General features: G+C 28.2%; 15 protein-coding genes. 7 read left to right on the forward strand and 8 right to left on the reverse strand.

Annotation, left to right across the window (positions count from 1 at the left end):
* Positions 1-6: 6 nt before the first annotated feature.
* Together CAMP18497_RS02555 and CAMP18497_RS08320 are read left to right on the forward strand one after the other, a co-directional pair.
* Positions 7-498, forward strand: a complete 492-nt coding sequence (locus CAMP18497_RS02555; protein WP_263677285.1) for a PAS domain-containing protein — start codon at positions 7-9, stop codon at positions 496-498.
* Positions 499-1,147: 649 nt separating this feature from the next.
* Positions 1,148-1,882 (forward strand): methyl-accepting chemotaxis protein, encoded by a 735-nt coding sequence (locus CAMP18497_RS08320; RefSeq protein ID WP_412175265.1) that lies wholly within the window; start codon positions 1,148-1,150, stop codon positions 1,880-1,882.
* Between the two features lie 15 nt (positions 1,883-1,897).
* On the opposite strand, the gene lon is transcribed toward CAMP18497_RS08320, so the two are convergent.
* Together lon and CAMP18497_RS02570 are read right to left on the reverse strand one after the other, a co-directional pair.
* A complete protein-coding gene (gene lon / locus CAMP18497_RS02565) occupies positions 1,898-4,276 on the reverse strand; it encodes an endopeptidase La (RefSeq protein ID WP_337212378.1) in 2,379 nt (792 codons plus the stop codon).
* Positions 4,276-4,932, reverse strand: a complete 657-nt coding sequence (locus CAMP18497_RS02570) for an outer membrane protein assembly factor BamD (RefSeq protein WP_258108478.1) — start codon at positions 4,930-4,932, stop codon at positions 4,276-4,278. The genes lon and CAMP18497_RS02570 overlap by 1 nt, the downstream gene beginning before the upstream one ends.
* 175 nt (positions 4,933-5,107) lie before the next feature.
* Between CAMP18497_RS02570 and fliW the strand changes: the two genes are divergently transcribed.
* Genes fliW through CAMP18497_RS02595 form a run of 5 tightly spaced genes read left to right on the forward strand, consistent with a single transcriptional unit; the run spans position 5,108 to position 7,655 of the window.
* Entirely contained in the window at positions 5,108-5,503 is a 396-nt protein-coding gene (fliW, locus tag CAMP18497_RS02575) for a flagellar assembly protein FliW (protein WP_012661666.1), read from the forward strand.
* Positions 5,503-6,231 carry a pyrroline-5-carboxylate reductase gene (locus tag CAMP18497_RS02580; RefSeq protein ID WP_337212379.1) on the forward strand — a complete coding sequence of 243 codons (729 nt, stop codon included), beginning with the start codon at positions 5,503-5,505 and terminating at the stop codon, positions 6,229-6,231. Before fliW ends, CAMP18497_RS02580 begins: the two co-directional genes overlap by 1 nt.
* A complete protein-coding gene (locus tag CAMP18497_RS02585; RefSeq protein ID WP_214114776.1) occupies positions 6,228-6,524 on the forward strand; it encodes a hypothetical protein in 297 nt (98 codons plus the stop codon). Before CAMP18497_RS02580 ends, CAMP18497_RS02585 begins: the two co-directional genes overlap by 4 nt.
* On the forward strand, positions 6,508-7,236 hold the full coding sequence (locus tag CAMP18497_RS02590) for a hypothetical protein (RefSeq protein ID WP_337212380.1): 729 nt from the start codon (positions 6,508-6,510) through the stop codon (positions 7,234-7,236). Before CAMP18497_RS02585 ends, CAMP18497_RS02590 begins: the two co-directional genes overlap by 17 nt.
* Positions 7,233-7,655, forward strand: a complete 423-nt coding sequence (locus tag CAMP18497_RS02595; RefSeq protein ID WP_337212381.1) for a hypothetical protein — start codon at positions 7,233-7,235, stop codon at positions 7,653-7,655. Before CAMP18497_RS02590 ends, CAMP18497_RS02595 begins: the two co-directional genes overlap by 4 nt.
* On the opposite strand, the gene CAMP18497_RS02600 is transcribed toward CAMP18497_RS02595, so the two are convergent.
* The 6 genes from CAMP18497_RS02600 to CAMP18497_RS02625 form a co-directional block, all read right to left on the reverse strand.
* Complete coding sequence (locus tag CAMP18497_RS02600; protein WP_263674570.1) at positions 7,637-8,278, reverse strand: MarC family protein; 642 nt, start codon at positions 8,276-8,278, stop codon at positions 7,637-7,639. The two genes, CAMP18497_RS02595 and CAMP18497_RS02600, sit on opposite strands and share 19 nt — an antisense overlap.
* Positions 8,279-8,330: 52 nt before the next feature.
* On the reverse strand, positions 8,331-8,591 hold the full coding sequence (gene rpsR / locus CAMP18497_RS02605; RefSeq protein ID WP_039618521.1) for a 30S ribosomal protein S18: 261 nt from the start codon (positions 8,589-8,591) through the stop codon (positions 8,331-8,333).
* Between the two features lie 11 nt (positions 8,592-8,602).
* Positions 8,603-9,130, reverse strand: a complete 528-nt coding sequence (locus CAMP18497_RS02610; protein WP_115645698.1) for a single-stranded DNA-binding protein — start codon at positions 9,128-9,130, stop codon at positions 8,603-8,605.
* Between the two features lie 3 nt (positions 9,131-9,133).
* Positions 9,134-9,508 (reverse strand): 30S ribosomal protein S6, encoded by a 375-nt coding sequence (rpsF, locus tag CAMP18497_RS02615; RefSeq protein ID WP_263663175.1) that lies wholly within the window; start codon positions 9,506-9,508, stop codon positions 9,134-9,136.
* A gap of 91 nt (positions 9,509-9,599) precedes the next feature.
* Positions 9,600-10,565 (reverse strand): DNA polymerase III subunit delta, encoded by a 966-nt coding sequence (holA, locus tag CAMP18497_RS02620; protein WP_337212382.1) that lies wholly within the window; start codon positions 10,563-10,565, stop codon positions 9,600-9,602.
* Positions 10,558-12,498, reverse strand: a complete 1,941-nt coding sequence (locus tag CAMP18497_RS02625) for a ribonuclease R family protein (RefSeq protein WP_337212383.1) — start codon at positions 12,496-12,498, stop codon at positions 10,558-10,560. The genes holA and CAMP18497_RS02625 overlap by 8 nt, the downstream gene beginning before the upstream one ends.
* Positions 12,499-12,505: the final 7 nt, after the last annotated feature.

Below are 12,505 nucleotides of genomic sequence, written 5' to 3' on the forward strand. Positions count from 1 at the left end.
TTATCTATGTCTTTGGAAAAAGTTCTAACTTCAGATGTTTTAATAACATCAAAAACTAATTTAAAAGGTGAAATTATTTATGCTAATGAGGATTTTTTAAAATACTCTGATTATAAAATTGAAGAAATTTTATATAAACCTCATAGTATTATGCGTCATCCTGATATGCCAAGAACTGTCTTTAAATATCTATGGGATAATATTCAAACGAAAAGAGAGGTTTTTGCTTTTGTAAAAAATAAAACAAAATTTAATGATTATTATTGGGTTTTTGCAAATGTAACTGCTTCTTGCGATGCTAATGAAAATATTTTAAATTATTATTCAGTAAGAAGAAAACCTAAAGCAGAAGCTGTTAAAACAATAGAAGAAATTTATAAAGTTCTTGTAAGAAAAGAAAAGGAAGGCGGTATAAAAGCAGGACTTGAAGAATTAAATGCTGTAGTAAAATCTTATGGGATGAGCTACAATGAATTAATAATACAAATTCAAAAATAAAAGGATGTTGATGAAAAATATAGTATTAGTTGGTATTGGTCTGGGTGTTTTATCTTGTGCAAATTCTATATATTTTATGGATTTTATTTCCTTTGGATTTTCTTTGGCTTTGTTTTTATTGTTTGCTTTTGCTTTTGTTGTTTTAAAAAAAGAAGATCAATTTAGTGATAAAATCTTAGATCTTAGCAGAGAATTAAAAAATGGTAATTTTGATTCAAGAATTGTATACATTAAATGTAGCAATAAAAAACTTAAAGAAATTGCAGATAATCTTAATAATACTATAGATGGTTTAGAAGCTTATTTGAGAGAAATTAATACCTCTATTGCTTGTTCTCAAAAGGGTGAGTATTTTAGAAGAGCTATTCCTGAGGGTTTAAAAGGAATTTTTGTTCATAATATTAACTTTATCAATAAAGCTTTAGATGATATAGAAAAAACAGGAAAATCTGTTTTTAAAAATGCTTTATCAAGAGAATTGATGGATTTGAGTTTAAATAGTCAAAATGAAAATTTAAATGACTTATCTTCTGCTTTAAATGGTATTATTAAGTTGATGAGAGAAGTTTTTGGTGATATCAAAATCATATCAGATACTGCTCAAAAGAATGGTTTAGAAGTGGGCAATTTGCAAGATTCGATTTCTTCTATGATGCAAGTGGCTGATGAGAGTAAAAATGCTGTTGATACTTTTGCATCTAATGCTCAGAGTATTAATGCAATTGTGGAAGTTATTAGAGATATAGCAGATCAAACTAATCTTCTTGCGCTAAATGCGGCTATTGAGGCTGCTCGTGCAGGAGAGCATGGAAGAGGTTTTGCGGTAGTTGCAGATGAGGTAAGACAACTTGCTGAAAAAACACAAAAAGCAACTGGCGAGATTACCTTGGCAATTCAAGTAATGAATCAAGAAATTGGCTCAATACAAGAAAATAGTGAAAAGGTATTTGATATTGCAAATTCTTCTAATAGTAAAATCGCTGATTTTAGTGAAGCATTTAGAGAATTAGAGGATAAAAGCTCTCATTTAGGAAAAGAATTTGTTAATTTTGCTTCTGATTTGACTTTATCGGCTATGAAAATAGACCATATTTTATATAAATCAGATGTTTATCTAACTCTTAATGGTTCTCAGCAAAATCTACAAAATCTTGATCCAATCTCTAGTCTATGTAAAGATGAAGATGCAAAAAGTATTTTCTGTCCTTTAATCTCTCAAAATGAAATGGATTCTAAGAGCGAAAAAATACAACACTCTGCAAATAAAGCTATAGAAATAGCTAAAAAAGAAAATATTTCAAAAGAAGATTATGATTCAATTATTAGTGACATAAGAGAGTTAGAAAAAGATAGTAAATTAATTATGGATAAACTAGAAGCTTAATGAGCTTCTAGTTTTTTACACAAGAGCTATTTTTAATACTTCATTTAAAGTTTTTACCCCAATTATTTCCATATTTTTTATTACTTCTTCTGGGATATCTTTTAAATCTCTTTCGTAGTTTTTGTGTGGAATAATAGCCGTTTTAATATCAGCTTTATAAGCAGCAATTAATTTTTCTTTTAAGCCACCTATTGGTAAAACATTACCCATCAAGTCAATCTCTCCTGTCATTGCAACATTAGATCTTACTTTTTTGTCGCTAAAAATAGAGGCAATGGCTGTGGTAATTGTTATACCTGCGCTTGGTCCATCTTTTGGTGTTGCACCATCTGGAACATGAATATGAAGATTGTATTGATTATAAATGCTTTCATCTTCTTTATAAGAAAGATTTTTTGGCGTTTTGATTTGTTCTTCATCAATTAAATTTTTAATAAGACTTTGAGCAATTTTAGCTGATTCTTTCATCACATCACCCAAGCTTCCTGTAAGAGTTAACTCGCCTTTGCCTTTGATCTTAATGGCTTCTATTTTTAAAACATCTCCACCCACTGCAGTCCATGCAAGTCCATTTACTTGACCGATTTTATTTTCTTTTTCATGTTTTTCTATCTCAAAAACTTTCTTACTTAAAAAATCTTTTAAATTTTCAGTATTGATTTGAATGTGTTTAGTATTTTCTTCTAAAAGAAGTTTTTTAACACATTTTCTGCAAACTTCCGCAATCTTTCTTCTTAAATTTCTTACACCTGATTCTCTGGTATATTCATTGACTATCAATTCTATAGCTTCATCATTAAAGCTAATTTCTTCTTTTTTTAATCCATGTTTTTTTATTTCATCAGGTATGAGATAGTTTTTGGCTATTTGGAATTTTTCTTGAGGAGTGTAAGAACTAAGTTCTATAAATTCCATTCTATCTTTTAAAGCAGGTGGGATTAAACTAGCATCATTTGCAGTAGCTATGAAAATGATTTTACTTAAATCAATGTTGAAATTTAGATAATAATCTCTAAATTTAGTATTTTGCTCAGGATCTAAGATTTCAAGTAAAACTGCACTTGGATCTCCTCTGTGATTACGACTTAGTTTGTCAATCTCATCAAGTACAACCACAGGATTACTTTGTTTTGCCTCTATAAGTCCTTGTATAATGCGTCCTGGCATAGCTCCTATATAGGTTCTTCTATGTCCTCTTAATTCATTTACATCTTCTAAACCACCTAAAGCTATGCGTACTAATTCCCTTTTTAGCGCTTTTGCAACTGAATTTGCTAAAGAAGTCTTACCAACACCTGGAGGCCCAACTAAACACAAGATAACTTTAGCACCGTCTCTATCTTTAATTTTGCGTTTTTCTAAAAGTTCTTTAACTGCAAAGTATTCTTCAATACGTTCTTTTGGTTTTTCTAATGCATAATGATCGCTATTAAGCTGTAAAGACACATCTTTTAGATTAAGCTTTTTCTTTGAAGAGTGTTCAAAAGGTATGTCTAAAACCGTTTCTATGTAAGTTTGCACCATAGAGGCTTCTGAGTTGTCTTGATGAATTCTTTCATATTTTTGAATTTGTTTTTTGATTTCTTTATAAGCTTCTTCATACATAAAAGCTTTTTTCTTTTCTAATTTTTTATTATATTCTTCTACTTCGCTTTCTTTTTGTATGTCACTTCCAAGCTCTCTTTGAATTTGCTTGAGTTGTTCTTTTAGGAAATATTCTTTATTGACTTTATCTATTTTAGAATGAACTTTGTTTTTGATTTCTTTTTGGATTTTGTTTGCTTCAATTTCTTTAGCTAAATAATCAATTAAATTTAAAAGCTTGGTTTCTAAATTAGTTTCGATAAAAAATTCATATGCTTGTTGTTTTTTGATTTTGATAGAATTTAGTATTAAATCACAAATTCTACTAGGCTCAACATCTTCTTCTATGGTTCTTAAAAGATCAGGTGGAAAATAATGACTCACAGTCGATAAAACTTTAGCCTTTTCTCTTACCACTTCGATAATTGCTTCTTTTTTTGTGTTGCATAATGGTTCTTGGTGGATTAAATCAACTAGAGCAAGTAAGGGATCATCTGAAATTTTTTCAACAATCTTAGCTTTAGCATAACCTTGAAATAAAATTTTAATCCTACCATCAGGTAGTGGAACTTTTCTCATAATAGTTCCAATAACACCACAATCATAAATATCATCAAAACCACGCCCACCTTCAATTTTTGATGGTGCCACAAAAATCATACTTTCATTTTGTAAAGCAGTATCTAAGGCTTTGATATTTTGCATATCATTTAAAAAAATTGGTGTTATCATAAAAGGGTATAAAAAAAGCTCATCTTCCACAAGAACAGGAAGTTTTGTCGGATAGTTTTGAGTATTTTCTAATTTCATTACATTATACCTTCTTCAAATATTTTTCTATACCATGGAAGTTCTGGTTTAATCATATCGATTTTATTAAAATCGGAATTTTCTATTTTTTGCTTATAAATTTCATAGCTTTGCTCTCTGTTTTTTTTCTGATATAACTCTGCTATGCTAGTATCAAGGTAAAAAACTGCAAGATTAAATTTAGTAAGCATGGTGTCAATTAAATCATTATATTGCACATTAGGGTAGTTTTGATTATATTCATTGATTTCTTCTATTGTTTTTAACATTAGTGCTTGGTTACGATTTGGTACAGCAAAAGAGTCAAATTTGGCTTTGATTTTTAAATATCTTATATAAGCTACATTTTTTGAATCACCAAATTTATTTAAGTATTCATCAAGATAAAAATTTGCCATTTCGTATTCTTCTTCGCTTATATGAGCTTGAGCTAATATAAGCAAAGTTTGTTCTAATAATGGATCAGCAATATGCTCAGCCGCCATTGAGGTATAGTGTTTATCAGCTGCTTCGAGATTTTTTTCTTGTAAATCTTTTATAATTTGTTGATACCATTCCATTGAACTTAGATTATATAAATCTTCGGCTTTTTTTGAGCTACATGCTCCTAAAAATAAACCTGCGATAATAAGCGAAAAAATAAAAAGTTTTTTCATGGTGTTACCTTATAAATTTAATAATTTACAATTATAGTGTTTTTATGTTTATGAAAATGTTAATTTTTAAATTAAAATTATAATCAAAAAGTTTTAATTAGCACAATTGAAAAAGTTGGAACTAAAATTGCTTTATGAGTTGTAATTTCTTAGTCAATAGATTTTAGGAGGCAAAATGAACTTAGAAGTTAAATGTCCTATTTTGGGGTTTGAAGATACCAAAAATATGAACTTTTACAAAATAGATGAGGTTTTTTATAGACTTAAAAGCCTTGATGGTAAAGATTTTTCTTTTGTGATGATTGATCCTTATATGATCCGTCCTGATTATGATTTTGAAGTACCTGATTATTATCAAGAATTATTAGCTTTAAATGAACAAACTAATTTTGGTGTATTTGTTATAGTGGCTATTAATGAGCCATTGGAAGAGTCAACTGTGAATTTTTTAGCACCTGTTGTTATGAATTATGATAATAATTCTTTAGTGCAAGTGATTTTAGATACAAGTAAATATCCTAATTATTTTCAATCTGAAAAGATTTCGGCTTTTATTAAACAAACAAAATAATGTCTGAAATTTATATTTTAGGAAATGGTGCTATGGCAAGTGCTATAGCTAAAGGTTTGAAAGATACTTATAAAGTAGTTATTGTTGCTAGGGATTTAAAAAAAGCTAGTAGCTTAAATTTAGAGGTTTTATCTTATAAAGAATTTGATTTAGAAGATAAAAATGTTATTTTAGCATTTAAACCCTATGCTTTAGAAGAAGTAGCTGTTAAATTAAAAGGCAAGGCAAGATGGCTTATTTCAGTTTTAGCAAATACTACTTTTGAGCAACTTCATTGTGTTAATGCGCAAAATTATATAAAAATCATGCCAAATACAGCAGCTGAATTTAAAGCCTCAGCGACTGCGTATTTGATGGAAAATGATTTATATAAAGATGAAATTTTATCGTTATTAAATACTTTTGGTAAAGCCATAAGTTTGCAAAATGAAAAAGAATTTGATGCGGCTATGGTTTTAAGTGGCTGCGCCCCTGCATTTTTGGCTTTGGTAGCAGAAAGCTTAGCAAATGCAGGTGTTAAAAATGGTTTAAAAAATGAGCTTAGTTATGAGCTTACTCGTGCAAGTTTTGAAAGCTTTAGTGCTTTGTTTAACCATACACATCCTGCTATTATCAAAGAAAAAATTTGTTCTCCAGCAGGGGTGACTATAAGAGGGGTTGAGGCTTTAGAAAAAAGAGCTTTGCGCGGTACTTTTTTTGAAGCTTTTAATGCAAGTTTAAATAAATGAAGCAAGCTTTTAGTCTCCTAGAGCTTGCTTTTTGTATTGTAATCTTATCTTTTGTTTTTGGATCTTATTATCTTATATTTGCAAATAAATCTTTAAATGTTATATGGCAAAATCAAATCCTTTTTAATGAAGAAAAAGAATTATTTATGCAAAATCCTTCATATAAAGCAAAAGAAGTAAATATAAACACTTATAACTTTTTAGAATACACTAGTGATGAGTTTAAACTTAAATCTTTAAAAATAAAAGATTTATCCTATAAAGAAGCTTTTATAGATGAAAAAAGCTTTTAGTTTATTAGAGCTTACACTAAGCCTTATTATCTTGGGTGTATTGATTATTATCTTAAGTAATCCGGCCATACATCTTTATAATCATAGTTACAAAATTAAAAATTCCAACACAGTATTTTTAAATTTAAACCAAACTTTGCTTAGTATGGAAAAAATTTATCATTCTTGTTTAAAAGTGACATTAACAAGTAGTTCTTTTGAGTGCTATATGAGTGCAAATGATGATATTTTTTATGATTTATCATTAAAAAAATTAAACTTTAGTGGCATTATTTTGGAAAACAATGAAAGTTTTTTTAGTCCAAAAAGTAATTTACATTTTATAGAAAATGGAAGTTCTAAAGGAATTTTAAGTAATTATAAAGATATGCATAGTGAAAAAAAGTTAAAAATATATGCTAATGATTATATGTATTTTTATGATATACAAAATTCAAAAATTTATAAAGCATTAGTGAATGATAGAGAGAAAATCCATTTTATTAATGAGAAATTTAGTGGATTTTATACTATTTTATATGCTTATGTTAGAGTATATTTAGAAAATGAAAATATTTATATGCAAATAGATGATTTAAATCATAACAAACGATCTTTTTTACTAGCTCAAAATATTTCAAAGCTTATTTTCAAGCAAGATGATAAGACGCTAAAAGTTCTAATATGCGATAAAAGTCAAAATGAATGTTTATCTAAGTGGATGTTTTTATGAAAAAATCGTTTGCTATGGTTTATACAATATCTTTTATTTTATTTATCTCTTTTGTTATGGTATTTGTTATAAAAATTTCTTCATATTCTCCAAGAATTATGAAAGATTTAACTCTTTATACTCAAGGAAAGATTTTACTTCATGATATAAAAGAGCTTTCTAAATATTTTTTATATCAAGCCTATTTAGAGGGTAAAGAATGCTTAAATGAATATAATTTTGAATATAATAATATAAAAATACGAATTGATTATGCCTATCCTTTGGGTGAGTGTAAAGGATATAAATTGATAGCAAATGATGCTAATGTAAAAAGCATTATAGCGGTAAATATTAGCGTGTTATTAAATGACAATAAAGCAGTAAATGAAGAAGTGTTTTTACAAAAAAGTTTTTTTGTTTATCCTAAATTAGATTGAATGTAAGTTTGAACTCCAATAGCTATCATTTTTACTCCCATAGCCATAATAAAAACTAAAGCAATGCGCGAAAAAACATAAAGCACAAGTTTTCCTATGACTTTTTCAATAGTAGCTGAAAAGTGAAATAAAACAAAAATAAAAGCAAAGGTAAGCAATACAGAAGCTATAGCTATAGCTAAATTTTGATCTTCTGAAATAACCACTATAGTAGAAAGTGTTCCAGGACCTACTAGCATAGGAAATGCCATTGGTACTATACTTTTTTTCAATAATTCTTTATGACTTAATCCTTGATAATGTTGAAATTGAGAACTTGATGGAGTAAAAAGTAAGTTTTTAGTACTCATAATGATTAAAATCAAACCGCCCGCAACTCGTAAATCATTAATATCTATTTTAAATAAATATTTCATGATAAATGGTCCAGAAAGTAAAAAAACTAAAACAATACAAAATGCAGTATAAATGATATTTCTAAAAAGTTTTTTTCTTGTATCAGCATCTAAGCCCTCAGTCATTGCAAGAAATTGAGGAAGATTTCCAAAAGGATTCAAAACTGCTATAATAGCAACAGAAGCAAGTAAAATTATATAAATTTCAGATTCTATATCTGAAAACATAAAAACAACCTTTTATTTTCCCAAGCTTAAAAGCTTGGGTTTGATTTAATAATTATAGTCCTTCAAAAGGATTAGTAACAACTTCTTTTCTATCTACGATGTAAGGGATAAGTGCTACATGTCTTGCACGTTTAATAGCAACTTCAACCATTTCTTGGTGTTTTTTGCTAGTACCTGTTAAACGGCGTGGCATGATTTTAAATCTTTCTGATAAAGCATGTTTTAATAATGCTGTATCTTTATAGTCAATGAAATCAACTTTAGCTTCAGTGTATTTGCAATATTTACGTGAATATTTTCTTTTTTCTGCCATGATTTTTTCCTTTAAAATGGTAATTCTGTATCATCATCATATTTATCAATATCAATTTCCTTCATAGGGGTTTCCTTTTGAGGATTTTGATAGGTATTAGATGGGTTTGTTCTAGTTTGTACTTGAGCATAAGGATCAAAACTTTGTTGTTGGTTAAAATTCTGATTATAGCCATAATTTTGATTGTCAAAATTGTTTTGTTGGTTATTTTGTACAGTTGAACCTAACATTTCTAAATTCTCAACTTGAATACTGTGTTTTGATCTATTTTGTCCATTTTGATCGCTCCACTGCTCAAATCTCAAACGACCTTCAATTAAAACTTTACTACCTTTGTTAAGGTATTGATTAGCAATCTCTGCTGTTCTACCAAAAAAACTAATGTCGATAAAGCAGGTTTCTTCTCTTTTTTCTCCTGTATTTGTACTAAATCTTCTTGTTACAGCTATAGCAGAAGAGCCTATTGCGCTACCTGATGGAGCATAGCGCATCTCTATATCCCTTGTAAGATTACCTACTAAAACGACTTTATTAAACATTAATTAGCCTTCTGTATTTTCACTAGCTTTGATTTCTTTTTTATTTTGTTTGATACCTTTGCTTAGTTTTTCCCAAGCTGCAATTTCTTTTTTATTTTCATATTTTACGATTAAAAATCTAATTACTTCTTCAGTGATTCTTAATACCCTTTCAAGCTCTGCTATTAAATTTGTAGGAGCTTTGAAATAAATCACAAAATAAGTTCCTCTTTCGTATTTTTTAATTTTATACGCAAGTTTTCTTGTTCCCATTGGAACTACGCTTTCAATTTCTGCGCCATTTTTTGTAAGAACTTCTTTTACGAATTCCAACTTAGCACTTACTTCTTCTTCTGTAAGTGTCGGTTTTAATATGAATAAAACTTCATAATGTCTCATTTAATTTCTCCTTATGGATATAAAGCCTAAAATTTTTAGGCAAGGATTTTGCATAAAATGCAAATTTTATTTTACCATAAGTTTTCTTAATTTAACTTTTTAATATGGAGCTAAGTTGTAAAAGTGTTGCGATTAAAAACTCTTTTTTTTCTATTTTAGAATTCTTTTTTAATTCATATTCGCAATTACAAAGTGTTAAAAAGATATGTTTATATTGTGATATTTTGATCACAAGAGCTTGTTTTTGAAGATTTTGTGCCACAGAAATAGGCGGGGCATAGCCTAAAATTTCTTTTAAGTCTAAATTTCCATAAATTTTAACATGTAATGCAATTTTAAAAAGTCTAGAAAAATTTGCATATAAGGCGTTAATCAGTGCTATTTCATTATAATTTTCTAAAATATTTTCAAGTTCATTTCTTAAATCTTGTTTTTGCATTAATTTATCAAAAAAACTTTCAAAGCTAATAGTACTTAAGCTATAACAATGCTCTTGAATAATTTTTTCATCGATATTTAAACCGCTAAATTTATTTAACTCATTAGCTGCTAAATACAAATTCTCATTAAAATTATAAAAAAGAGCATAGAGGGCATTTTGAGTGATGTTAATATTTAATTCTTTGGCTTTTAAAGCTAGTAATTCCATACCTTCTTTGGCTGAATTTACTTTATAAAATCTACAAAAATTATTAGCAAAAATTTTTTCCGCTTCGCTTTGTTTGGAGCTTTCATCATAAATTTCAAGTAAAAAATAATTATCTTGCGAATTTTGACAAAGCTGTAAAAGTTGTTTGAGTTCTTTGCTTGGGATTTTCTTTTGAGTTTTGATTTCTAGCAGTTTTCTCTCGCTAAATAAAGAAGCACTAGATAAATAATCATAGGCTTGCTTAAAATCATATTCTTCAAAATAAAATCTTAAACTCTCATCAAAAGAGTATTTGTCTTTAATAAATTTAGCATAAAGTTCTATTTGGAAATTATCCGCTCCATAAAGTAAGAAATAATTAGGAAAATTATTACTATTAAGTAAGCTTTGGAGTTGATTTTTATACATTTTGGTTTCTTTCTAAACTAAAATGCTTGGTGATTTTGCCAAAAATTTTAGCACTAACAATATCTACTTCAGTGATTTCTACTTCTACATTTTCTAATAAATTTGCCCTTGAACCTATGATGGTAATCAAAGCTCCTTTAATTTCATCATTTAATTTTACTTGTAATGAACTTTGATTTTCTACTACCAAAGCCTTAAATCTTTTTCCTATATTTTCTTTTGCCCATCTTGCAAATTTTCTATCCATGAAATGCCAAGCAACTTTATCTGCCTCTCTTTCTAGTAAGCTTAATTCCTCACAAGTGCTTTGTATATTTAAAAGCAAATAATTAAACATTTTTTCATCATTGTTGATTTTAGCTTTTAAAAGTCTATGTAAAATAAGATCAGAATATCTTCTAATAGGGCTTGTAAAATGGGTATATTTATCAAAACCTAAGCCAAAATGTCCCGCATTTTCACTAGAATATTCTGCCTTTTTTTGCGCTTTGATGATGAGCTTATCTACTTCTTCTCTTATATTTAGCTCATTTGCTAAGACTTGAATGTCTTTAAATAATTCTATGACATTATTTTTAGGATTAATATCTATGCTAAGTGTTGAAAGATCAGCTAGTAATTGATCTATTTTTTTATAATCAGGACTTAAGTGATTTCTAAAAACTCCTATATCGATGAGTTTTGCTGCAGCTTTATTAGCTAAAAGCATGCAATCTTCGATTAAATTATGCGAGGCTGTGTCATTTTCAAGGCGTATTTTTATGAGTTTATTATTTTCATCTAAAGTCATTCTTAGCTCTTGGGTTTTAAACTCACAAGCATTTTTTAGACGTTTTTTACGTAAATTTTGAGTGATTTTAAAAACTTCATAAAGCCAATTAATCGCACCTAAGTCTTCTTGCGTTTGTAAATACTCATCAACTTCATCGTAATTAAAACGGCGTTTTGAGTTGATAATAGCCTCAAAAAGCTCTTCTTTAATCACTTCATTATTTTGATCTAAACTTATTTTAAAACAAAATGCTAATCTATCTTCGTTAGGTTTTAGTGAGCAAATATTTTCACTCAAAGCTCTTGGCAACATAGGTATGGCAATATGAGGAAAATAAATCGAAAAGCCTCTTGATCTTGCTTCTTTGTCAATAGCACTATAAGCATGCACATAAGCGCTTACATCAGCTATGGCTATATAAATGGCATGTTCATTTTTATCATAATAAATTGCATCATCAAAATCTTTTGCATCAATTGGATCAATGGTGCAAAAATTTAAATTTCTAAGATCTTTTCTTGATGGATACATACTTGCATCAACTTTATCTCCATAAGCTTTTACTTCATTTTCACATAAATTATCAAAAATTGCATTTTTATTAAAAAGTGCTAAGGAAATTTTTTCATCTACAAAATCATCATCAATATGCCCTATCACTTCAGTGATATTATTATCATGATTTTCTATTTTTAAAATAGTTCCTAAAGGCAGAGCTTTTAAGGATTTTTGAGAGGCTTTTAAGGCGCATGTAAGTCCTGTTTGAATATTTACTCCAAGGACTGCTTCGCCGTATTTTTTAGTCATAACCAAAGATGTTTCATGGACTCTTTTAAGTATTAAAATAACTTTAGCACTTGGGCGCTTTTTTTTAAGAGGGAGTAATTTTGCCACAACTATATCAGCATAATTTGCTCCTTTTAAATTTTTATTTTCTATGAGTAAATCACGCTTAAAAGCAGGATCAAAACTTTCTAAAAATCCCGTTCTATTAACAGAAATATCAATCTTACCAAAAGTAAAGCCATCTTTTAAATAGTATTTATTTTTATAAAATTTAATAATATCACAAGTTAATAATTCTCTAATGATTTGCTTGTTTTTATTGGTAATTTCATTGGCATTTAGACCATAACTTAGTTGATTAAATAATTCTTTCATAAGACTC

The organism is Campylobacter sp. W0066.1, assembly GCF_024723635.1.
GTDB lineage: Bacteria > Campylobacterota > Campylobacteria > Campylobacterales > Campylobacteraceae > Campylobacter_D > Campylobacter_D lari_C.

Excerpts from the sequence above, each read along its gene's own strand:
- CAMP18497_RS08320 (WP_412175265.1), top strand. The coding sequence starts at position 1,148 with ATGATGCAAGTGGCTGATGAGAGTAAAAATGCTGTTGATACTTTTGCA.
- CAMP18497_RS02610 (WP_115645698.1), bottom strand. The coding sequence starts at position 9,130 with ATGTTTAATAAAGTCGTTTTAGTAGGTAATCTTACAAGGGATATAGAG.
- rpsR (WP_039618521.1), bottom strand. The coding sequence starts at position 8,591 with ATGGCAGAAAAAAGAAAATATTCACGTAAATATTGCAAATACACTGAA.
- fliW (WP_012661666.1), top strand. The coding sequence starts at position 5,108 with ATGAACTTAGAAGTTAAATGTCCTATTTTGGGGTTTGAAGATACCAAA.
- lon (WP_337212378.1), bottom strand. The coding sequence starts at position 4,276 with ATGAAATTAGAAAATACTCAAAACTATCCGACAAAACTTCCTGTTCTT.
- CAMP18497_RS02555 (WP_263677285.1), top strand. The coding sequence starts at position 7 with ATGTCTTTGGAAAAAGTTCTAACTTCAGATGTTTTAATAACATCAAAA.
- CAMP18497_RS02580 (WP_337212379.1), top strand. The coding sequence starts at position 5,503 with ATGTCTGAAATTTATATTTTAGGAAATGGTGCTATGGCAAGTGCTATA.
- holA (WP_337212382.1), bottom strand. The coding sequence starts at position 10,565 with ATGTATAAAAATCAACTCCAAAGCTTACTTAATAGTAATAATTTTCCT.
- CAMP18497_RS02625 (WP_337212383.1), bottom strand. The coding sequence starts at position 12,498 with ATGAAAGAATTATTTAATCAACTAAGTTATGGTCTAAATGCCAATGAA.
- rpsF (WP_263663175.1), bottom strand. The coding sequence starts at position 9,508 with ATGAGACATTATGAAGTTTTATTCATATTAAAACCGACACTTACAGAA.
- CAMP18497_RS02600 (WP_263674570.1), bottom strand. The coding sequence starts at position 8,278 with ATGTTTTCAGATATAGAATCTGAAATTTATATAATTTTACTTGCTTCT.
- CAMP18497_RS02595 (WP_337212381.1), top strand. The coding sequence starts at position 7,233 with ATGAAAAAATCGTTTGCTATGGTTTATACAATATCTTTTATTTTATTT.
- CAMP18497_RS02585 (WP_214114776.1), top strand. The coding sequence starts at position 6,228 with ATGAAGCAAGCTTTTAGTCTCCTAGAGCTTGCTTTTTGTATTGTAATC.
- CAMP18497_RS02590 (WP_337212380.1), top strand. The coding sequence starts at position 6,508 with ATGAAAAAAGCTTTTAGTTTATTAGAGCTTACACTAAGCCTTATTATC.
- CAMP18497_RS02570 (WP_258108478.1), bottom strand. The coding sequence starts at position 4,932 with ATGAAAAAACTTTTTATTTTTTCGCTTATTATCGCAGGTTTATTTTTA.